Source organism: Kitasatospora sp. NPDC089913, assembly GCF_044748625.1.
Taxonomy (GTDB): domain Bacteria; phylum Actinomycetota; class Actinomycetes; order Streptomycetales; family Streptomycetaceae; genus Kitasatospora.
Window position 1 is genome coordinate 48,785 of sequence record NZ_JBIVGI010000018.1, and the last position, 21,184, is coordinate 69,968.

The following is a 21,184-nucleotide window of genomic DNA, read 5'->3' on the forward strand; positions in this document are numbered from 1 at the left end:
CGTCGATGCGGCAGACCGGGGCGGGGTCGCCCGATGCGAGAGACACGGGACCCCGGGGGCCGGGGCATCTCGGCCCCCGGGGCTGCCCCGCCGCCTCATCCTTGCCGCCGGGTGGTCCCAGTGTCAGGAGGCATCCGTCTCCACCGGGCTGGGACGTCGCCCCGGCCGTCACGGACCGCGTCCCGGCCGTTCCGGGCCGTCCGCCCAGCCGGTTCGTTGCACCAACCTCCCGGATTCCGGGCCGTGTTGACGCGCCCACCGGACGCACCCTACGGTGCGAGCGGGCACTCACTCACTGAGCGCCCAGGGCCCGCGACCACCCCGCCGCGCCGACCGGCCGGCGGACATCCCAGGAGGTGCCGAGCCGATGACGATCGATGTGCACGGCCACATCACGTCGCCCGAACTCTTCCGCCGCTTCCCCATGCCGCCGAGCCTCGTCGACGTCGACGGCATGGTGGAGCTCAAGGCGGCGGCCGGGATCACCATGTCCCTGGTCGGCAGTCCCGTCGGCGCGGGCACCATGGTGCGCACGCCCGGGCTGGACAACTACCGCCAGCCGCTGGACACCCTCGAACGCTTCCACGACTGGCTGGGCGAGCAGGTCCGGGCCCGGCCCGCGGCACTGCGCGGCTACGTCTACACCAACCCGCTCGGATCCGACGCCGAACTCGCCGCCGCCGCGAAGCGGTTGGAGCAGGACGAATTCGTCGGGCTGATGGTCAACTCCAGCATCGAGGGCCGGTTCCTGGACACCCCGCAGGCCGACGCCTTCTTCGCGATGGCCGCGCAGTACCGCACCCCGGTGATGCTGCACCCGCCGGCCGAACCGGCCGGGGCCGGGGAGCTCGACGACCTGCGGCTGGTCGAGCAGATCGCCCGGCCGTGCGACGTCACGCTGGGGACGGCCGCGGTGCTGTTCGCCGGGTGGCTGGAGAAGTACCCGGACCTGCGGATCGTCGCCCCGGTCTGCGGCGGCGGGCTGCCGCTGCTGCTGGAGCGGCTGGAGCTGGCCCGGCGGATGCCGGTCACCTTCGGCCGGCCGGGCGGGGCCCCGGGCGGGCCGCCCGGCGGGCCTCCGGCCGGCGTTCCCGGCGGGCCTCCGCCGGGGGTCGGCGGTCCCGGTGCCGGTGGCCCGGGCGGTCCCGGCGGACCGGGGACCGGTGGGCCCGGTGGTCCGGGGGGACCGGGCGGACCGGGGTCCGGGGGACCGGGCGCCGCGCCGGCCGGGCCCGCCGTGCCGCCGCTGGCCGAGGCCCTGCGCCGGGTCTACGTCGACACCGCGACCCCGAGCCTGCGGGCCGTGGCCGCCGCCGTCGACGCCTTCGGGGCCGGCAACGTCATGTTCGGCACCGACTCCCCGCCGATGAGCGCGCCGCTGGACGCCTCGCTGAACCGGCTGAACGGGCTCGGCCTGGATCCGGCCGACGTCGCGCGGATCCGGCACGACAACGCCGCCGGGCTGTTCGGCCTGCCCGGCGCACCCGACGCCACCTGAACCCGGTCCCGCCCGCACCGGGCGGGACCGGACCCGACGCCGGCCGAGCGGACCCGGACAGCACCGGGCCCGGACTCATCACCACCCCCGGCGTCCCCCGATCCGACGCCCCGTCGGATTCCCCGCACCACCGACACGCGACAGGGAGGTGCTGTCATGACGGCAGCCGCACCGACCCCACCGTCCGGGCCGCCCGGCGGACGCCCGGGCGGCGGACCGCCCCCTGGCTTCGGCGGGCCACCCCCGGGGGCGGGCGGGCCGCCTCCGGGCCCCGGCGGACCTCCGCCGGGATTCGGAGGCCCCCCGCCCGGATTCGGCGGACCGCCCCCCGGCGTCGGCGGACCGCCCCCCGGCGTCGGCGGACCCCCGCCGGGCGTCGGCGGACCGCCCCCCGGCTTCGCCGCCCCGCCCCGGCCCGCGCCCGAACGCGTCCCCGCCGACCGGGAGTTCCTCGGCAGCCGGGTCCTGCTGGTCGGCGGCTACGGCAGCATCGGTGCCGCCGTCGCCGAGGACCTCGCCGCCCAGGGCGCCCGGGTCGCGGTGGCCGGCCGTTCGCTGAAGAAGGCCGAGGAGACCGCCGAACGGCTCGCGCCGCTGGCCGCCCGCGGCGGCACCGTGGTGCCGCACGCCGTGGACGTCGCCGACCGCGCCGACGTGGACCGGCTGGTGGCGGCCGTGACCGCCGACTGGGGCGGCGTCGACGTCCTGGTGAACTGCGCCAGCGCGCTGGTCACCGTCGGCGCCGAGGACATCTCCGAGGAGGACTGGCGCACCATCGTCGACACCAACCTGCTGGGCGCCTTCTGGCTCTCCCAGTCGGTCGGCCGGGCGATGATCGCGGCCGGCGGCGGCCGGATCGTCCACCTCTCCTCGGTGCGCGGCAAGTTCGGCGCCCGGCGCGGCTTCAGCGCGTACGGCGCCAGCAAGGCCGGCCTGGACCTGCTGGTCAAGCAGCTGGCCGCGGAATGGGGCCGGCACGGGATCGCGGTCAACGCGGTCGCCCCCGGCTTCGTCCGCACCGACTTCGTCCAGGAGAACGCGAGCAACCCGGAGTTCATGCGGATGGTGCTCGGCCGGATCCCGCTCGGCCGCACCGCCGAACTGCACGAGGTGGCCGACGCGGTCACCTTCCTCGCCTCGCCGCGGGCCGGCTTCATCAGCGGCCAGGTGCTGTACGTGGACGGCGGCGTCACCACCAGCCAGTGAGACCCCGCCCGCACCGCCCCACACCCACCGACGGGCCGAGCCCGGCCCGGAGAACCCAGGAGACGACCATGAGCACGTGGCACGCGCTGTACTACCCGCTGCTTCCGGGCAGCGAGGACATCGTCAAGGACCTGTTCCGCAAGAGCGGCCGCCCGGACTTCGACGTCAAGAGCCCCGACGGCACCGTGGTCGGCAAGCTCCTCGGCACCCAGGCCTTCGTCGGCAAGGAACTGGCCGTCCGGGTGATCGAGATCGAGGGCCCGCTGCCGCTGGTCGCCGCGCACATGAGCCAGCAGCCCGCCGTCCGCGAGTTCGAGCGCGAGCTGGAGAAGCACCTCGCCGTCCCGCGCGACATGACCAGCCGCGAGGGCGCGCAGGCGTTCTTCCGGCTGGCCTCGATGGAGAACGTGCTCTCCCGCCGCCACGACCAGCCGCTCGAAGGCGAGTGAACCCGATGAAGATCGGAATCGGACTCCCCACCTCGCTGGCCGGTGCGGCCGGCGCCGACGTGGTCGCCTGGGCCCGGCTCGCCGAACAGGCCGGCTACTCCACTCTCGGCACCATCGACCGTCTGGTGCACACCAGTTGGGAACCGCTCACCACGCTGGCCGCGGCCGCCGCGGTGACCGAGCGGATCGGCCTGGCGACCAGCATCCTGATCTCCCCGCTGCGCAACAACACCGCGCTGCTGGCCAAGCAGGCGGCCACCGTGGACCGGCTCTCCGGCGGCCGGCTCACCCTCGGCATGGCGGTCGGCTCGCGTCCGGACGACTTCGAGGTCGGCCAGGTGGAGAAGGCCGGCCGCGGTGCCCGGACCGGCACCCAGGTGGCCGAGCTGCGGCGGCACTGGGCCGACGCGCAGTCCGGCCGGGAGCCCTCGGTCGGACCGGCTCCGATCCGGCCGAACGGGCCGGAGCTGATCCTCGGCGGGCACTCCCCGGCCGCGCTGGCCCGGGCGGCCCGGCTGGGCGACGGGTGGATCGGCGGCGGCACCGGACCGATCATGTTCGCCCAGGGCTCCCAGGCGCTGCGCGAGCAGTGGGCGGCCGAGGGCCGGGAGGGGGCGCCCCGGCTGGTGGCGCTCGCCTACTTCGCGCTCGGCGCGGACGGCACCAAGCACACCGAGGGCTACCTGCGGTCGTACTACCGCGACGCCGGGCCGTTCGTCGAGCACATCCTGCGCGGCGCGGCCGACAACCCCGGCAAGCTGCGCGGACTGGTCGGCAAGTACGCCGAGTCGGGCTGCGACGAGCTGTTGCTGATGCCCTGTGCCGGGGACCTCGGCCAGGTCGAGGCGGCGGCCCAGGTGCTGGGCCTCCAGGGCTGAGCACCGCGGGGGCGCGGGGAGGGGCGGACGGCCGCGGGCCGTCCGCCCCTCCCCGTTGTCCCGGGTCCACGCTTCCGGGCGGGTCCGGGCGGCGACGGTCCCCGGGAGGCGACGGTCCTCGGGCGGTGACGGGCCCGGGCATGCGGAAGCCCGTCGCGCGGCGGTTCTCGCCGGGCGACGGGCAGTTCCGCACTCCGGTGGTTCAGCGGGCCTTGGCACGCCCCCGCGCCGGCGCCGACCGGGCGGCCGGGGCCAGCGTCCGCCAGAGCTGCCGGACGAAGGCCTCCGCCTCCCGCAGCGGCTCCGACCCGGTGCCCGGGGCGGCGAACACGCCCCCGTAGGCGGCCAGGTAGCAGGCGCCCAGCAGGAGCTGGGACGCCGCCACCGGATCCGCGTCCCCGCTGACCAGATCGGCCCGCTGGGCCCGGCGCAGGTAGTCGGCCAGCAGCTCGACGGCCCGGTGCGGCCCGGCGTTGTTGGCCTGCATCCACTCCCGGTGGCGGTCGAGCAGCTTGGGCTCGGCGAAGACGGACAGCAGCATCGGCATCGACGCGCGGTAGAACGCGAGCGCCTCCTCCGCCACCTGCTGGAGGGACGCCCGCACCTCGCCCTCGCTGCCGATCTCCTCCGGCAGCGCCCGCAGCACCGGCAGCAGGCCCGGCAGCCGCTCGGCGAGGACGGCCAGGAAGACGTCCTCCTTGCTCCGGAAGTGCCGGTAGATGGTGCCCTCGGAACAGCCCGCCACCTCGGCGATCTCCTTGGTGGTGCAGCGGGCCATGCCGAGGTCACGGATCACCCGCTCGGCGGCGTCGACGATCTGCTCGCGCATACTCATGAAGGCTCCGAAGGGACGGGGCGGCCGGCTTCCGAGCGGGCCGCGGCTGCGGAGGGGCACCCGAAGGATAGCGTGCAGGTGAGTACCCGCTCACCGATTTCGCCGGGCGCCCCGAACGGCGCGCCGGCCCCGCCGCCCACGAGGGGCGCCGGGGCCGGCGAGACATGCTTCAGCGGTGGCTCCGCTCAGCGGGGCGGCCCGGCGGGCCCGCCGACGCCGGGCGGCGGCCCGACCAGCTGCACCCCGAGCGGCGCCAGCTCGCCGAGCAGCCGGGCGAAGTCCGGCGGGCCCTGGAGCGGCGGCGGCAGCTCGAGGCTGGTGGCCGGCTCGCCGGTCCTGAAGAACCACTCCTCGAAGCCGGCCGGGGTGCCCAGCACCAGGAAGCGGGTGCCCTCGGTCTCCACCCGGTACTGGTGCGCGATGCCGCGCGGCGCGAAGACCGTGGCGCCCGGACCGACCTTGTGCTCGTCGTCGCCGATCCGTAGCACCATCTCACCCTCCTGGACGATGAAGAACTCGTCCTCGCGGGTGTGCAGGTGGACCGGCGAGGCGTAACCCGCCGGGGAGAGCTGCTCGGCGAGCCAGAACTGCCCGTTGGTCTCGGCGCCGGTCGCCTTGAACTGGAGCAGCGCGCCCACGTGCCAGATGGCGCGGCCCTCGTCGGGCTGCTTCACGAACGGTTGGGACGTCACTCGGTTCCTCCTCGGTCGGCGGGCCCTCGTCCGGGGCCCGGCAGCACAGCGGTACGGAAACTGATCGATCGTCAGCGCGGCTGTACGGCCGCGTCCTTCACCAGGCCGGTGGCGCGCACGGCGGCGGCCACCTGGTCCGGGCCGGGGGCGAAGGCGTCCTCCAGCTCGGGGCTGAACGGCACCGGCGCGTGCGGCCCGGTGACCATCCTGACCGGCCCGCGCAGGGCGGCGAAACGGTCCTGCGCGACCTGGGCGGCGATGTCGGTGGCCAGACTGCAGCGCGGGTGCGCCTCGTCCACCACGACCAGCCGGCCGGTCCGCTCGACGCTGCCGTAGATGGTCGAGGTGTCCAGCGGCGACAGCGTCCGGGGGTCGATCACCTCGATCTGCACGCCCTCGGCGGCCAGTTGCTCGGCCGCGGCGAGCGCGACCGACACCATCCGGCCGATCGCGACCACCGTGCAGTCGGTGCCGGGCCGGACCACCTTGGCCGAGCCGAAGGGGATCGCGTACGGCTCCTCGGGCACGCCGCCGGGCACGAAGTAGAGCATCTTGTGCTCCAGGAACAGCACCGGGTCGTCGTCCACCAGCGCCTGCGCCATCAGCCCCTTGGCGTCGTACGCGTTGGACGGCGCGACCACCTTGAGGCCGGGCAGGTGGACGAAGAGCGGGTGCAGCGCCTGCGAGTGCTGGGCGCCGCGGCGCAGGCCGGTGCCCCACATCGCGCGCAGCACCAGCGGCACCGAGATCCGGCCGCCGGCCATGTAGCGCAGCTTGGCGGCCTGGTTGGCGATCTGGTCGAAGGCGACGGTGGCGAAGTCGACGAACAGCAGGTCGACCACCGGCCGCAGCCCGGTCGCGGCGGCGCCGACCGCGGCACCGACGAAGGCCGCCTCGGTGATCGGCATGTCGAGCACCCGGTCCGGGAACTCCAGGTGGAGGCCCTTGGTCGGGCCCCAGGCGTTGGTGCTGTCCTCGCCCATCAGGACCACCGAGCGATCGAAGCGCATCTGCTGCGCCAGCGCCTCGCCGATGGCCTGCTGGTAGGTGATCGTGCGCATGGGACTCCCTCCTCGGAGCGGGTCAGCGGGTGTAGACGTGGTCGAGCAGGGTGCGCGGGTCGGCCGTGAAGGGCTCCGAGGCGGCCGTGACGGCGGCCTCGACCAGAGCGGTCGCGTCCCGGTCGATCCGGTCCAGCTCGAAGGCGGCGGGTCCGGCGACGCTGCCGTCGGCGATCCGGGAGCGGAGCAGCAGCAGCGGGTCGGACTCGGTGCGCAGCCGCTCCGGGTCGGCGTCCGGCCGGTAGGACTGGTCGTCCCAGAGCTCCATGTGGCCGTGGAAGCGCTCGGCCCGGAACTCCAGCACGGTCGGGCCCTCGCCGGCCCGGGCGCGCCGCACCGCCTCGGCGGTGGCGGCGTGCACGGCGATCACGTCGTAGCCGTCCACCACCGCCCCGGGGATCCCGAAGCCGGCCGCGCGCTGGGCCATGTCGGTGCCGGAGAAGTGCGCGGCGGCCGGGGTCGCCTGGGCGTAGCCGTTGTTCTCGATCGCGAAGATCACCGGCAGGTCGAGCATCCGGGCCAGCACCAGGCTCTCCAGGACGGCGCCCTGGTTGGCGCCGCCGTCGCCGGTGAAGGCCACCGACACCTGGCCGGTGCCCTGCTGACGCGCCGTCAGTGCGGCCCCGCAGGCGAGCGGGACACCGCCGCCGGCCAGGCCGTTGGCGCCGAGCATGCCGCGGTCGAAGTCCGCGATGTGCATCGAGCCGCCCTTGCCGCCGCAGATCCCGTCCGGGCGGCCGTGCAACTCCTTCATCATCGCCTCGACGTCGCAGCCCTTGGCGATCGCGTGACCGTGACCGCGGTGGGTGCTGGCGAGGTAGTCGTCCGGGGCGAGGGCCGCGCAGACACCGGCTGCGACGGCCTCCTGCCCGCTGTAGAGGTGGACCGCGCCGGGGAGGCTCTTCGCCAGTCCGTGCAGACGGTCCTCGAAGGCCCGGATCACACTCATCGTGCGGTAGATCTCGACGATCTGATCAACGGTCAGATCGGTGGTGCGGGATGTGCCCATGGGGTCGCCTCCTCGGCTCTCCGGGGGACGGCCGGCGGGGCGCCGTGCGCCTCGTTCGCCGGTCTCGCTCGTGGCCCGACTCCATGAGGGTAAGTGCTCACTCACATGGGTGCAACCAAGTGTCCGAATCCGTCACCGCCCCCTCCCCCACCCGCCCCTCCCACCCTTGCGCCCTGCGCAACCACGCCCCTAAGGTCTTGTCTCGGGTGGATTGGGATCACGGCATGGAAACGAACGACGGACCGGTACTCCGAGGTCCGCCGTGCCTGTTTTCGGACATGCCCTAGGAATTCCATTTCCCCGCGCCAGGAACGCCCGTGCACAGTGGGTAAGACGCGAGCGACGGGGGGATCTCAGGAACCATGCTGGACCAGATACTAAAATCCTCCGGCAGGGCCGACCGAAGACCGACCAACCTGGCCGCGAGCGGCGTCGGAGCGCTCGCTACGCGCGGTGAACGGAACACCTCCGACCGGATCGGTCGGCTGGTGAACACCCTGCTCGGGCTGGTCACCGGCCTCGGCGCAGCCGGCCTGCCACCGGCCCAGCCACGCCCCCGGCCGGCCGGCACGCCGGTCGACGAAGCGGAGTCCGACTGTCCGGCGGCCGCCGCCCGACTCGACGAACGCCGCCGTGTCCGCAGGGAGTTGCACGACTCCCTGGCTCCCAGGCTGGCCGCCCTGCACATGCGCATGGAACTCGCCGGCCTCGACCTGACCGGCGACGCCGACCAGGCCCCGGCCCTCCTGGCCCAGGCCCGGGAGGATGTCAGCACCGCGATCGCGGACGTCCGGCAGGTGATCCGGGACCTCGACACCTCCGAGCCCCGGACCGTCGCCGGCACCGGCACACTGCGCCAGTTCCTGCACCGGCAGGCCCGCGCCTTCGAGGAGGCCGGGGCCGGCCGGCTACGGGTCGTCACCGAGCTCCCGGCCGTCCTGGACGATTTTCCGACACGTGTCCAGAAAGAATTGAAGAACATCTCCGGCGAGGCTGTCGCCAATGTCGTCCGGCATGCCGGGGCATCGCTCTGCAGGATCTCCGCGTCGATCGGCCCGGAAGGCCTCGTCCTTTCCATCGAGGACGATGGGATCGGCATTTCCGGCGATGCGGTCGGCGGAATCGGACTTCCTTCGATGTGCCTGCGCACCAGAGAACTCGGCGGCTTTTTCTCGATCGGGACCAGGGCCCCGCACGGCACCGTGGTCCGGGTCCGACTGCCGCACTCGGCGCTCGTCGACGGCTCCCACCGGGTCGACTGACCGGCCCCTCGTCCGCTCTCCCCCGCCCCTGCGGCCACGGCCTCCGTGCCCGACCGACCCGTGCCGTTTCCCTGCGACCCCGTGCGCCCACCGAGTTGACCGTGTTCCCTCACCCTCCCCTTAGGAGCCCCCATGGATCCGGCCGTACCTCGAAACCTCCGCATCCTGGTCGTCGACGACCATGAGCTGTTCCGGGCGGGTTTGCGCCAACTCCTCGACCGGATCGACTCACTGACGGTGGTGGGCGAGGCCTCCAGCGGGGCCGACGTGCTCTCCGCGGTGGAACGGCTCGCGCCGGACGTCGTCCTGATGGACATCAGCATGCCCGGCACCGACGGCATCGAGGCGACCCGGACCCTGCTCGCCCGCCACCCCCGGGTGGCGGTGGTGATGCTGACGGCCGACGACAACGACGACTCCATCGTCGCGGCGGTCCGTGCGGGCGCACGGGGCTACCTGGTCAAGGGGGCCGGTCTGGACGACGTCCGCCGGGCGATCACCGCGGTCAGCCAGGGCGGGGCGCTGTTCGGCCCGGAGGCCGCCGCCCACCTGCTGGCCCAGGTCCGGCGGCCGGCTCCGGAGCGCGAGCCGTTCCCCGACCTGACCCCCCGGGAGATGGCGGTGCTGACCATGCTGGCCGACGGCCGCAACAACGCGCACATCGCCAATGAGTTCGGGCTCTCGATGAAGACGGTGCGCAACTACCTCTCCCGGATCTTCAGCAAGCTCCAGGTGGCCGACCGCGCCGAGGCGGCCGTCCGGGCCCGGCGGGCCGGGCTCGGCAGCTAGCCGCCCGCTCCGGAGGAGACCTCCGCCCGGGCCGGGCGGGCCGTTCGGACCAGGCCGGACGGCCGGCCCCGCCGGTCGCTCACGGATCCGGACCGGACGGCGGAACGGGCCCGGGGCAGGCCCGGGGCAGGCCCCCCGGGGGGCCGGTCAGCGGTCCAGCAGCTGCGCCCAGAGCTCCTCCTCGCGCCGGCTCAGCGGCTCGACCGGCGCCGAGGTCCGTTCCGGGTGCCACTCCGGCACCCCCACCGGAGGCAGCACGTCCTCCGGCTTCCGCGCCCCCGGCAGGGCGGAGGGCGAGGTCATCGCCCCCATCGCCAGACCGAGCCAGATCAGCCCGTCCGCCAGGTAGCGGCCGCCCCGACGCATCCAGCGGCGCAGCAGCAGACGGCGGTGGGCACGGCGCAGGGCGGTACGCATCGGGGGGCCTCCGGCAGGACGGCGACGGGGGAAGCGGTGCTACCGCCATCCTGCGGACCGGCCGTCCCACCGTCATGGGTCGGGAATCCCCAACACGCTGGGAACCTTTCCTGCCCCGTCCCCGGCCGCCGCCCTCCCGACCGGGGACAGGAGTACGGCGACCCGGGCGCGCCCCGTGCCCTGGAGGCGCGCCCCTTCGGTCAGTCCGCGGCCGGGACGAGCACGATCTTCCCGGTGATCGCGGCGGTCTCCATCGCCCGGTGCGCGTCCGCCGCCTCCTCCAGCGGCATGGTGCGGCCCACCCGCGGCTTGACCAGGCCCTTCTGCAGCAGTTCCAGCACGGTCGCGAGGTCCTGCTGGTACGCGGCCGGGTGGGACTTCTCCAGGCTCCAGGCGTTGTAGAACAGCGTCCGCCTGCCGTCCGGGATCAGCTTCGGCAGCACGATGCCGCCCAGGAAGCCCTGGGCGCCGGTCAGCAGGTCCCGCTGGTTGCCGCGCAGCGCGGCGTTCTGGCCGAAGCCGACCATCACGCCGCCGCGCCGCACCGCCTGGTACGAGCGGAGGAAGTGCGGGCCGCCGACCGGGTCGAACACCGCGTCCACCGCGCCGCCCGGCAGGCCGCGCACCACCCGGCGGAAGTCCTCGGTGTCCCGGTCGATCGGGCGGCCGCCGAGCGCCCGCACCTGGTCGGCCCGGGCGGCGGAGCAGGTGCCGTAGACGGTGACCCCGGCGAGCGCGGCCAGCTCCAGGAAGGCGGTGCCGACGCCGCCGGACGCCCCGTGCACCAGGACGGTGCCGCCCTGCCGGACCTCGGCCACCCGGTGCAGCATCTGCTGGGCGATGAAGTAGTTCAGCGCGAGCGCCGAGGCCTCCACCGGGTCGACGCCCTCGGGCAGCGGAACCAGCCGGTTGGCGGCCACCAGCGCGTACTCCGCGTAGCCGCCGCTGCGCACCAACGCGACCACCCGGGTGCCCGGTTCGGGCGCCCTGGTGCCCGGTCCGACCTGGTCCACCACCCCCACCAGGTCGTATCCGGGGGTGAAGGGCCGCTTGGGCCCGCCGGGGATCACGCCGGCACGGAGCAGAATGTCACCGTAGGAGACTCCGGCGGCGAGCACCCGGACCCGGACCTGGCCGACGGCCGGTGCCGGGAGTTCGTCGCTGGACAGCCTCAGGACCTCGGCTCCGCCGAGCCTCGGCACACTCACATGGCGGTACCTCATCGTGGCCTCCGCAGTATGGGGGATGTCGTGACGGGAGTGGCGCCGGTCCTCTGCGGGGGGCGGGTGCGGGAGGCGAGCGCCGCCGCACCGTTCCCTGCCCCCGTATTTTTATATAGACTGAGTGTACAATGAATGTGATAGCACCCGCCTCAGGAGACGTCAACAGCCCATGAGCCCACGCCAGTACCGAGCCGGCCAACGCCAGGTAGCCGCCGAACAGACCCGCACCCGCATTCTGGAGGCGGCCTGCGAGCTGCTCACCGGGGAGAAGGGCCCGGCCTCGTTCAGCATGGACGCCGTCGCCAAGACCGCCGGAGTGGCGCGGATGACCGTCTACTACCAGTTCGACTCGAAGACCGGCCTGCTGGAGGCACTCTTCGACGATCTGGCCCAGCGCGGCGGGATGGCCAGGATGCCCGCGGCGTTCATGGCCCCCAGCGGCCGCGAGGCGCTCACCGCGCTGCTCGACGTGCTGAACGGCTTCTACGCCTCCGGCCGGGTCGCCCTGCGCCGGCTGCGCGGTCTGGGGATCCTCGACCCGGAGCTCGACACCGCGCTGCAGAGCCGCAGCGAGCGGCGGCGCGGCGGCCTCCAGGTGGTCCTGAACCGGCTGCTCGCCGACCGGGGCGCCGAGATCGACGAGGCCGGGCTCGACGAACTGGTGGAGATGCTGTTCATGCTGACCAGCTTCGAGACCTTCGACCTGCTGGCCGGCCCGGGCGGCGAGAGCGATCCGGTCGCCCGCCGCGTCGAGGAACTGATTCTCGCCGTTCTCGACCGCCGTCTCGCGGCGGCCTGACAGCCGGGCGGCTCCCCCGCCCACGACTCACGGGTCCGTCCAGCGGACCCCTTTCACCCGCACCACGTCCGCATCACGCGTGTCCGCCCCCCGGACCGCACCGCACCCCCCGCACCGACGCACCGAACCGCCGGCCGGCGACCCCCCTCCGGTCGCCGAACGACGGTAGGCGGCGCGGCGGCCTTCCTCCCCAGGACACCGCCGCGCCGCCCTCCCTTTTCCTCACGAGCCCTGCGGCCCGCTCGGTAGCGACCGGGCCGCCGCGCCTCCCGGCGCCGCGCCCCGCCGCCCGCCCCCGACCGGGACGGCCCCACCCCCGGAGCACCACCAACGGGGGGTCCGGGCCGTCACCGCGCCGGAGCAGTCGGAACAACCGGGCACCCGGTCAGGCCGGGTCGACCTCGGCCGTGCGGCGCGGACGCTGCTTGGGCAGGATCACGCTGGCCGCGATGAGCCAGATCAGGCCGCCGAAGCGGGCGATCGGCAGGAAGAAGCCGAGGCTGGTGGAGAGCAGGGCCAGCGTGCCCAGCACGCCGATCCCGGCGAGCACCAGGCCGGCCCAGGCGAAGCCCTTCGGCCCGAAGCCCAGCAGCAGCATCGGCACGGCCACCCCGGCCAGCATCACGGCGAACGGCACCACGTGCCCGGGCCCGCCGGAGGCGAAGGTGAGATCGGCCAGCGAGCGGGCCAGCGAGGCGTCGCCGAGGTCCCCGGAGCGGGAGGCGACCCAGACGGTGAGGCCGCACAGCGCCATCGAGCCGGAGGCGAGCACCCCGGACACCAGCGCGATGCCGGGACCGGGGGCGGTGACGCCCAGGCGGCGCAGCCGCTGGTAGACGATCGCGGCCCAGACCGCGAGCGGCACCGAGGCGCCGAACTGCAGCGTCCCGGACACCTTGGCGGCGGTCGCGTGGTCCTTGTAGTAGGCGAGGGTGTCGGCCGCCGAGTCGGTGGGCAGCGGGGTCTGCCGGGCCAGCACGATGGACACCACCATCAGTGCCGCGAACGCCACGGCGGGCAGCAGCAAGGGGGGACCTGACTGCTGTCGCCGGGCGGAGGCGGCCGGCACCGCAGATGTCGTGGTCATGAGGGGCACTCCAGTCGAGAACGGGTCGATGGGTGGTCCGGAGGCCGACGACGGACGGGTCGACACCGACGCCGGTAGTTCCTTGTCCAGAATAGTTCACCCGGGGACATCATTGTCCACTGGTATCGTGTTTCCATGACCGAATCTCCCGACCGCGCCCCGTCGCCCCATCCGGGACCGCAGGGAGCCCAAGTCGCATTTCTGCTGTCCCAGTTGGGTGAGCACGCCTCGCAGGCCTTCGCCCGGCGGGTCGCCGAGCTGGATCTCACCCCGGCCCAGGCGGGTCTGCTCCGGGCGGTCAGCCTGGCTCCCGGCCAGCACCAGCAGGAACTCGCGCGGCGGCTCGGCATGTCGCCGAGCCGGTTCGTGGCCTTCATCGACGCCATCGAGGAACGCGGACTGGTCGAGCGCCGCCGCAATCCCAAGGACCGCCGGTTCCAGGACCTCTACCTCGCACCCAAGGGCGAAGAGGCGATGCGCGGGCTCGCCGAAGCGGCGCTCGCCCACGAGGAGGCGCTCTGCACCGGCCTCGACCCGCAGGAACGTATCGCCCTGGCCGGACTGCTGCGCCGGATCGCCGAGGCGCAGCAGCTCACCGCCGGGGTGCACCCCGGCTACCGGCGGCTGAACCCCCGGCGCGACAGCGTCTGAGCCGCCGGGTCGGGGCGCGCGAAAGCCCCCGGCCGAGGGCCGGGGGCTTCGGACGACGGGCGCCGGAGGGCGCTCAGCCCTTGACGCAGACCACCTGCTTCAGGTGCGCCACGACCTCGACGAGGTCCCGCTGCTGCTCGATCACCTTCTCGATCGACTTGTAGGCGCCCGGGATCTCGTCCACCACCCCGGCGTCCTTGCGGCACTCCACGCCCGCGGTCTGCTCGACCAGGTCGCTGGTGCTGAACCGCTTCTTCGCGGCGGTGCGGCTCATCTTCCGGCCGGCGCCGTGCGAGGCCGAGTTGAACGACGCCTCGTTGCCCAGCCCGCGCACGATGTACGACCCGGTGCCCATCGAGCCCGGGATGATCCCGTAGTCACCGGCCCCGGCCCGGATCGCACCCTTGCGGGTGACCAGCAGGTCGACGCCGTCGTAGCGCTCCTCCGCGACGTAGTTGTGGTGGCAGCTGATCACCTCGTCGAAGGCGACCTTCGCCCGCGGGAACTCGCGCCGGACCACGCCCTGGAACAGTGCCATCATCAGCGCCCGGTTGTGCTTGGCGTACTCCTGCGCCCAGAAGAGGTCCTGCCGGTACGCGGCCATCTGCGGGGTGTCCGCGACGAACACCGCGAGGTCACGGTCGATCAGGCCCTGGTTGTGCGGCAGCGACCGGGCCACGTCCATGTGGTGCTCCGCCAGCTCCTTGCCGATGTTGCGCGAACCCGAGTGCAGCATCAGCCAGACCGCGCCGGTGTCGTCGACGCACACCTCGATGAAGTGGTTGCCGCCGCCGAGCGTCGCCATCTGCTGGGCCGCCCGGCCCCGACGCCACTTCACCTCGGACGCGATCCCGTCGAACCGCTGCCAGAAGTCGTCCCAGCCACCGGTCGGGACACCGTGCAGCTTGCCCGGGTCGACCGGGTCGGAGTGCAGACCTCGCCCGACCGGGATGGTCCGCTCGATCTGCGAACGCAGCCGCGACAGGTCGTCCGGCAGGTCCTTCGCGGTGAGCGAGGTCTTCACCGCGCTCATCCCGCAGCCGATGTCCACGCCGACGGCGGCCGGGCAGACGGCGCCGCGCATGGCGATCACCGACCCCACGGTCGCCCCCTTGCCCAGGTGGACGTCGGGCATCACGGCGAGCCCGTGCAGCCAGGGCAGCGAACTGATGTTGCGCAGCTGCTGCATGGCCTGGCCCTCGACGGTGGCCGGGTCGGTCCACATCCGGATCGGAGTCCGGACGCCGGGTACCTCGGTGTACGACATGGTTCAACGACCTCCTGGGGTCGGACGGTTCAAGCGTAGGCGGGTGCCGCGCGAAGGACCCGGCGCGGTGCGGGGGACGTCAGTGGGGGCGGCGGCGCACGGCCGACGCGGGAGCGGTGCTCAGACCGCGAAGGGGCATCGGGAGGACAGTCTCGGGGAGCACTGTCGATAGGGCTCGACCCGCATGGTGACCGCCTCCTCTCCGTGTGTGCACCGGTTGCCGGGAACATCTACCCACGCACCGCACCACCCCGGCAAGGGAATTAACGCCGGCACGCGAAAGGGCCCGGTGGAGCGTCGCGACGCTCCACCGGGCCCTCGGGGTCCGCTGCCGGACCGGGTGCCGGGATCAGACCCCGACCACGGTCACCGTCAGGCCCCGATCACGGTCACCTCACCGATGCCCAGCTCGCGCACCTGGTCCGCGAACGCCGAGGCGTCACCGACCAGGACCGTCACCAGCCGGTCCGGCGGGAAGGCGCTCACCACGGCCTCGGTGGCGGCGGCGGTCGACAGCTCGGCCAGCTGCCGGTAGACCTCCGCCTGGAAGTCGTCGGCCAGGTGCTGCTCGACCTGGTCGGCCAGGGTGCCGGCCACCGAACCCGCCGTCTCGTACTTCAGCGGCGCCACGCCGACCAGGAACTGCACCGCCTCCTCGCGCTCCGCGTCGGTGAGCCCCTCCGCGGCCAGCGTGCGCAGGATGGTCCAGGTGTCGGCCAGCGCCGGGGCGGTGGAGGCGGTGTCCACCGATCCGCTGATCGCCAGCATGGCGCGCCCGCTGCCGTCCGGGGCCGAGCGCAGCGGCTGCGCGAAGGCCCGCACGCCGTAGGTGTAGCCCTTCTCCTCCCGCAGCACCCGGTCCAGCCGGGAGGTGAGGGTGCCGCCCAGGCAGTAGGTGCCGAGGATCTGCGCGGCCCAGGCCGGGTCGTGCCGGTCCGGGCCGATCCGCCCGATCAGCAGCTGGGTCTGCACCGAGCCGGGCCGGTCCACGATGATCACCCGGCCGGTGTCGTCACCGGTCACCGGGGCGTGCGCGGCGGGCGCAGCCGGGGTGCCCTTCCAGGCGCCGAGGGTGGACTCCAGCAGGGCCGGCAGATCGGTGCCGGTGAGGTCGCCGACCACCACCACCGTGGTGGTGGCGGGACGCACGTGCCCCTCGTAGAAGGCCCGGACGGCGGCCCGGTCGATGGTCTTGACCGTCTCGGCGCTGCCGCCGCGCGGGCGGGAGAGCCGGTCGGCGGCGTCGAACAGCGAGGCGTACAGCGCCTTGGCGGCCCGCCGGGCCGGGTTGGCCTGCTCGTGCACGATCTCGTCCAGCCGGTTGGCGACCAGCCGCTCGATCTCGTCCTCCGGCAGTGCCGGGCTGCCCAGCGCGGCGGCCAGCAGGTCCAGGCCGCGGGCCAGCCGGGAGGCCGGGACCTCCAGCGAGACCCGGATGCACGGGTGGTCGGCGTGCGCGTCCAGGGTCGCGCCGGCCCTCTCCAGCTCGGCCGCGAACTCCTCGGCGGTCAGCGTGTCGGTGCCCTCGCTGAGCGCCCGGGCCAGGATCGAGGCGACGCCGTCCAGGCCCTCCGGCTCGGCGGCGAGCGGGGCGTCGACCAGCACGTCGACGGCCACCAGCTGCTGGCCGGGGCGGTGGCAGTGCAGCACCGTGATGCCGTTGCCGAGCGCGGCACGCTCCGGCGCCGGGAACGCCCACGGGGTGGGGGTGCCGGGCTGGGGCTGCGGGTGGAAGGTCATGGCGGGGACGTACTCGGTGCTCATACGGCGGCGCCCTCCTCGTCGGTCTCGGCGGTGGCAGCGGTGTCGGCGGCGGTGTCCTCGGCCGTGGTCGGCTCGTACACCAGGACCGCCCGGTTCTGCGGGTGCAGCCGGGCCGCGGCGACGGCCCGCACCTCCTCGGCGGTGATGTCGAGGACCTTCGGCAGGGCGTCGTTCAGCAGCTTCGGGTCACCGAACAGCACGGCGTAGCGGCAGAGTTCGTCGGCGCGGCCGGCCACCGTGGTGAGCCGGTCCAGCCACTCGCGCTCGATCTGCGCCTGGGCGCGCTCCAGTTCGGCCGCGGTCGGGCCCTCGGCCGCGAACCGGGCCAGCTCCTCGTCGACGGCCGCCTCGATCTGCTCGACGGTGGCGTCGCCCGAGGTCTTGACGTCCAGCCAGCCCAGGCTCGGCGCGCCGGACAGCCGCAGCAGGCCGAAGCCCGCGGCGACGGCGGTGCGGTCCCGGCGGACCAGCCGGTTGTACAGCCGGCTCGACTCGCCGCTGCCGAGGACGGTCAGCGCCAGGTCGGCGGCGTCCGCCTCGCGGGTACCGTCGTGCGGCAGCCGGTAGGCGGCCATCAGCGCGCGGGAGGGCACGTCCTCGCGGATCAGCTCGCGGATCTCCCGGCCGATGCTCTCCGGCAGGGCGCCGTCGCGCGGCGGCTGCTTGCCGTCGTGCGCGGGGATGCTGCCGAAGTACTTCTCCACCCAGGCGATCGTCTGCTCCGGGTCGATGTCGCCGACCACCGAGAGCACCGCGTTGTTGGGCGCGTAGTACGTGCGGAAGAACGCCCGGGCGTCCTCCAGGGTGGCCGCGTCCAGGTCGGCCATCGAGCCGATCGGGGTGTGGTGGTACGGGTGGCCGTCCGGGAACGACAGCGCGGTGAGCCGCTCGAACGCGGTCCCGTAGGGCACGTTGTCGTACCGCTGGCGGCGCTCGTTCTTCACCACGTCGCGCTGGTTCTCCATCGACGCGTCGTCGAGGGCGGCCAGCAGCGAGCCCATCCGGTCCGCCTCCAGCCAGAGCGCGAGCTCCAACTGGTGGGCCGGCATGGTCTCGAAGTAGTTGGTGCGCTCGAAGCTCGTGGTGCCGTTGAGCGAGCCGCCGGCGCCCTGGACGAGCTCGAAGTGCCCGTTGTTGGACACGTTGGCGGACCCCTGGAACATCAGGTGCTCGAACAGGTGGGCCAGCCCGGTGCGGCCCTTCACCTCGTGCCGGGAGCCCACGTCGTACCAGAGGCAGACCGCGGCCACCGGGGTCAGGTGGTCCTCGGAGAGGACGACGCGCAGGCCATTGGCCAGGCGGTGCTCGGTGATGGCGATGCCTCGCTGCTCGGAGGCGGGGGCCGGGTTGGCCATGCGCTCGGGTCCTTCCCGTCGTCGACGTCGGGGGGTGTTCGTGTGGCGTCCCCCATTGTGGTGCAACGCGCGAGCGGCGCGGATGTGTCCGCGCGGACAGGGCGTTCGCCAGGGGCGGAAGAGGGGCGCTGGCCGGGACTGTCGGCGGGAGGGTCCACAATGGGGGCGCCGAGCCCTGTTGACAACACCGCCGACAGCCCGGCGAGACCGCGCCGACGAGACGTGGACGAGAAGCAAGCGAGACGTAAGGGAGCCCCGCCGCGATGGCCCGCCGCAGTTCGCAGACCCCGCCCCCCGGAGACTTCGAGGAGCGCATCCTCGACGTCGACGTCGTGGACGAGATGCAGGGCTCGTTCCTCGAGTACGCCTACTCCGTCATCTACTCCCGGGCCCTCCCGGACGCGCGGGACGGCCTCAAGCCGGTGCACCGCCGCATCCTGTACCAGGCCAACGAGATGGGCCTGCGCCCGGAGCGCGGCCACGTCAAGTGCGCCCGCCTGGTCGGCGAGGTGATGGGCCGGCTGCACCCGCACGGCGACGCCTCCATCTACGACTCGGTCGTCCGGATGGCCCAGCCGTTCTCGATGCGGCTGCCGCTGATCGACGGCCACGGCAACTTCGGCTCGCTCGGCAACGACGACCCGCCGGCCGCGATGCGCTACACCGAGTCGCGGCTCACCGCCGCCTCGATGGCGATGGTCGAGTCGATCCACGAGGAGACCGTCGACTTCGGCCCCAACTACGACGGCAGCGAGCAGGAACCGCTGGCCCTCCCGGCGGCCTTCCCCAACCTGCTGGTCAACGGCGCCACCGGGATCGCGGTCGGCATGGCCACCAACATGCCGCCGCACAACCTCTCCGAGGTCGTCGCCGCCGCCCGACACCTGATCAAGCACCCGGCCGCCGACCTCGACACCCTGATGCGGTTCGTCCCCGGCCCCGACCTGCCCACCGGCGGACGGATCGTCGGCCTCTCCGGCATCAGGGACGCCTACGAGTCCGGCCGCGGCACCTTCAAGATCCGCGCCACCACGACCATCGAGGCCGTCAGCGCCCGCCGCAAGGGCATCGTGGTCACCGAGCTGCCGTACAACGTCGGCCCGGAGAAGGTCATCTCCAAGATCAAGGACCTCGTCAACGCGAAGAAGCTCCAGGGCATCGCGGACGTCAAGGACCTCACCGACCGCGAGCACGGCCTTCGCCTCGTGATCGAGGTCAAGAACGGCTTCGTTCCCGAGGCCCTGCTGGAGCAGCTCTACAAGCTGACGCCGATGGAGGAGACCTTCGGCATCAACAACGTGGCGCTGGTCGACGGCCAGCCGCTCACCCTCGGCCTCAAGGAGCTGCTGGAGGTCTACGTCGACCACCGCTTCGAGGTGGTCCGGCGGCGCAGCGACTTCCGCCGCCGCAAGCGCCAGGAGCGGCTGCACCTGGTCGAGGGCCTGCTGGTCGCCCTGGTCGACATCGACGAGGTCATCGCCCTCATCCGCTCGAGCGACAACGCGGCCCAGGCCAAGGAGCGCCTGATCGAGCGCTTCTCGCTGAGCGAGACGCAGACCGCCTACATCCTCGACACCCCGCTGCGCCGACTCACCCGTTTCGACCGGGTCGAGCTGGAGCAGGAGCAGGCCAAGCTCAACTCGGAGATCGCCGAGCTGACCGAGATCCTGGAGTCCGACAGCAGGCTGCGCAGCGTGGTCTCCGGCGAACTCGGCGCCGTCGCCAAGCAGTTCGGCACCGAGCGGCGCACCGTCCTGCTGGAGGCCGGGGCCGCTCCGGCCGCCTCGCTGACCGTTCCGCTGGAGGTCGCGGACGACCCGTGCCGGGTGCTGCTCTCCTCCACCGGCCTGCTCGCCCGCACCGCCGACGGCGAGCCGTTCGAGGTGTCGGAGAAGCGCGCCAAGCACGACGTGATCGTCTCCGCGGTGCCGACCACCGCCCGCGCCGACATCGGTGTGGTCACCTCGGCCGGCCGGGTCCTGCGGCTGCCGGTCATCGACCTTCCGGCGCTGCCGCCCACCCCGTCGCCGACGTTGGCCGGCGGCGCGCTCGTCGGCGAGTTCCTCCGGCTGGAGGACGACGAGCGGGTGCTCGCGCTGACCACGCTGGACGAGTCCTCCCCCGGCCTGGCGCTGGGCACCCTCCAGGGCGTCGTCAAGCGGGTGGTGCCCGAATGGCCCGCCAACAAGGACGAGTTCGAGGTGATCGGGCTCAAGGACGGCGACGAGGTGATCGGCGCGGTCGAGCTGCGCACCGGCGAGGAGGACCTCGTCTTCATCACCTCCGACGCCCAGTTGCTGCGTTACCCCGCCGGGCAGGTCCGCCCGCAGGGCCGTCCGGCCGGCGGCATGGCCGGCGTCAAGCTGTCCGACGGCGCCCGGGTGCTCTCCTTCACCGCCGTCGACCCGGCCGTCGACGCGGTGGTCGTCTCGGTGGCCGGCGCCGCCGGAACCCTTACCGGCGAGGCCCAGTCCAGCTGGAAGGTCACCCCCTTCGAGCAGTACCCGCGCAAGGGCCGGGCCACCGGCGGGGTGCGCTGCCAGCGCTTCCTGCGCGGCGAGGACGCGCTCGCCTTCGCCTGGGCCGGCCCCGCTCCCGCCCGCGCCGCCGGGCCCAAGGGCGCGCCGGTCGACCTGCCGGAGCGCGACCCGCGCCGGGACGGCTCCGGCACCCCGGTGAGCAGCCCGATCAGCACCGTGGCCGGCCCCGTCTAGGGGCGGCCCGTCCCGCCCGGAGGGGCGCCGACCGGCCGGTCGGCGCCCCTCCGGCGTTCCCGGCGGCACCGGGCTCCCGTCCCGGCGGCACGGGGCTCCCGCCCCGGCCACCGGCGCCCGTACCCGCCCGCACCGGCCCGCACCCGCCACCGGCGGCCGACCCGCCCTCGACCGGCCCGCACCGGCCCGCCGCACCGACGCGGTCGGCCGGGCCACGAACGACCGGCA

19 protein-coding genes are annotated in these 21,184 nt (G+C 73.8%); 9 read left to right on the plus strand and 10 right to left on the minus strand.

Features of this window, described 5'->3' with window-relative positions:
- Positions 1–367: 367 nt before the first annotated feature.
- The 4 genes from ACIPYS_RS25555 (at position 368) to ACIPYS_RS25570 (ending at position 4,031) form a co-directional block, all read left to right on the plus strand.
- Complete coding sequence (locus tag ACIPYS_RS25555; protein WP_400749931.1) at positions 368–1,498, plus strand: amidohydrolase family protein; 1,131 nt, start codon at positions 368–370, stop codon at positions 1,496–1,498.
- A 156-nt stretch (positions 1,499–1,654) separates the two neighbouring features.
- Positions 1,655–2,704 (plus strand): SDR family NAD(P)-dependent oxidoreductase, encoded by a 1,050-nt coding sequence (locus ACIPYS_RS25560; RefSeq protein WP_400749933.1) that lies wholly within the window; start codon positions 1,655–1,657, stop codon positions 2,702–2,704.
- A gap of 68 nt (positions 2,705–2,772) precedes the next feature.
- On the plus strand, positions 2,773–3,153 hold the full coding sequence (locus ACIPYS_RS25565) for a SchA/CurD-like domain-containing protein (RefSeq protein WP_030396597.1): 381 nt from the start codon (positions 2,773–2,775) through the stop codon (positions 3,151–3,153).
- Positions 3,154–3,158: 5 nt separating this feature from the next.
- Positions 3,159–4,031 (plus strand): LLM class flavin-dependent oxidoreductase, encoded by an 873-nt coding sequence (locus ACIPYS_RS25570; protein WP_400749936.1) that lies wholly within the window; start codon positions 3,159–3,161, stop codon positions 4,029–4,031.
- Between the two features lie 202 nt (positions 4,032–4,233).
- On the opposite strand, the gene ACIPYS_RS25575 is transcribed toward ACIPYS_RS25570, so the two are convergent.
- The 4 genes from ACIPYS_RS25575 to ACIPYS_RS25590 form a co-directional block, all read right to left on the minus strand.
- Positions 4,234–4,866, minus strand: coding sequence for a TetR/AcrR family transcriptional regulator (locus tag ACIPYS_RS25575; RefSeq protein WP_400749938.1), 633 nt, complete (start codon positions 4,864–4,866; stop codon positions 4,234–4,236).
- A gap of 185 nt (positions 4,867–5,051) precedes the next feature.
- Complete coding sequence (locus tag ACIPYS_RS25580) at positions 5,052–5,558, minus strand: quercetin 2,3-dioxygenase (RefSeq protein ID WP_231978554.1); 507 nt, start codon at positions 5,556–5,558, stop codon at positions 5,052–5,054.
- Positions 5,559–5,629: 71 nt separating this feature from the next.
- Positions 5,630–6,619 (minus strand): alpha-ketoacid dehydrogenase subunit beta, encoded by a 990-nt coding sequence (locus tag ACIPYS_RS25585; RefSeq protein ID WP_093860242.1) that lies wholly within the window; start codon positions 6,617–6,619, stop codon positions 5,630–5,632.
- A 22-nt stretch (positions 6,620–6,641) separates the two neighbouring features.
- Complete coding sequence (locus tag ACIPYS_RS25590; protein WP_197698758.1) at positions 6,642–7,628, minus strand: thiamine pyrophosphate-dependent dehydrogenase E1 component subunit alpha; 987 nt, start codon at positions 7,626–7,628, stop codon at positions 6,642–6,644.
- Positions 7,629–7,990: 362 nt separating this feature from the next.
- On the opposite strand from ACIPYS_RS25590, the gene ACIPYS_RS25595 reads away from it, so the two are divergent.
- Together ACIPYS_RS25595 and ACIPYS_RS25600 are read left to right on the plus strand one after the other, a co-directional pair.
- Positions 7,991–8,890 carry a sensor histidine kinase gene (locus ACIPYS_RS25595; RefSeq protein ID WP_093860243.1) on the plus strand — a complete coding sequence of 300 codons (900 nt, stop codon included), beginning with the start codon at positions 7,991–7,993 and terminating at the stop codon, positions 8,888–8,890.
- A 132-nt stretch (positions 8,891–9,022) separates the two neighbouring features.
- Entirely contained in the window at positions 9,023–9,679 is a 657-nt protein-coding gene (locus ACIPYS_RS25600; protein WP_030396604.1) for a response regulator transcription factor, read from the plus strand.
- Between the two features lie 147 nt (positions 9,680–9,826).
- On the opposite strand, the gene ACIPYS_RS25605 is transcribed toward ACIPYS_RS25600, so the two are convergent.
- Complete coding sequence (locus ACIPYS_RS25605; RefSeq protein ID WP_093860244.1) at positions 9,827–10,096, minus strand: DUF6059 family protein; 270 nt, start codon at positions 10,094–10,096, stop codon at positions 9,827–9,829.
- A gap of 200 nt (positions 10,097–10,296) precedes the next feature.
- Positions 10,297–11,319 (minus strand): medium chain dehydrogenase/reductase family protein, encoded by a 1,023-nt coding sequence (locus ACIPYS_RS25610; protein WP_093860245.1) that lies wholly within the window; start codon positions 11,317–11,319, stop codon positions 10,297–10,299.
- Positions 11,320–11,488: 169 nt separating this feature from the next.
- Between ACIPYS_RS25610 and ACIPYS_RS25615 the strand changes: the two genes are divergently transcribed.
- Positions 11,489–12,118 (plus strand): TetR/AcrR family transcriptional regulator, encoded by a 630-nt coding sequence (locus ACIPYS_RS25615; RefSeq protein WP_093860246.1) that lies wholly within the window; start codon positions 11,489–11,491, stop codon positions 12,116–12,118.
- 385 nt (positions 12,119–12,503) lie between these two features.
- Here the strand turns inward: ACIPYS_RS25615 and ACIPYS_RS25620 are convergent, their stop codons facing one another.
- Positions 12,504–13,205 (minus strand): DUF4386 domain-containing protein, encoded by a 702-nt coding sequence (locus tag ACIPYS_RS25620; RefSeq protein WP_093860247.1) that lies wholly within the window; start codon positions 13,203–13,205, stop codon positions 12,504–12,506.
- 213 nt (positions 13,206–13,418) lie between these two features.
- Between ACIPYS_RS25620 and ACIPYS_RS25625 the strand changes: the two genes are divergently transcribed.
- On the plus strand, positions 13,419–13,856 hold the full coding sequence (locus ACIPYS_RS25625) for a MarR family winged helix-turn-helix transcriptional regulator (RefSeq protein ID WP_231978555.1): 438 nt from the start codon (positions 13,419–13,421) through the stop codon (positions 13,854–13,856).
- Between the two features lie 73 nt (positions 13,857–13,929).
- Here the strand turns inward: ACIPYS_RS25625 and ACIPYS_RS25630 are convergent, their stop codons facing one another.
- The 3 genes from ACIPYS_RS25630 to ACIPYS_RS25640 form a co-directional block, all read right to left on the minus strand.
- Positions 13,930–15,123 carry an RtcB family protein gene (locus ACIPYS_RS25630; RefSeq protein WP_093860248.1) on the minus strand — a complete coding sequence of 398 codons (1,194 nt, stop codon included), beginning with the start codon at positions 15,121–15,123 and terminating at the stop codon, positions 13,930–13,932.
- Between the two features lie 372 nt (positions 15,124–15,495).
- On the minus strand, positions 15,496–16,863 hold the full coding sequence (locus ACIPYS_RS25635) for a pitrilysin family protein (protein ID WP_093864861.1): 1,368 nt from the start codon (positions 16,861–16,863) through the stop codon (positions 15,496–15,498).
- Between the two features lie 20 nt (positions 16,864–16,883).
- The gene (locus ACIPYS_RS25640) at positions 16,884–18,242 is read right to left on the minus strand and encodes a pitrilysin family protein (RefSeq protein ID WP_093860249.1); all 1,359 of its coding nucleotides are present in this window, start codon (positions 18,240–18,242) and stop codon (positions 16,884–16,886) included.
- A 263-nt stretch (positions 18,243–18,505) separates the two neighbouring features.
- Here ACIPYS_RS25640 and ACIPYS_RS25645 point away from each other — a divergent pair, with 263 nt between their 5' ends.
- Complete coding sequence (locus ACIPYS_RS25645; RefSeq protein WP_400749949.1) at positions 18,506–20,956, plus strand: DNA topoisomerase (ATP-hydrolyzing) subunit A; 2,451 nt, start codon at positions 18,506–18,508, stop codon at positions 20,954–20,956.
- The last annotated feature ends 228 nt before the right edge of the window (positions 20,957–21,184 follow it).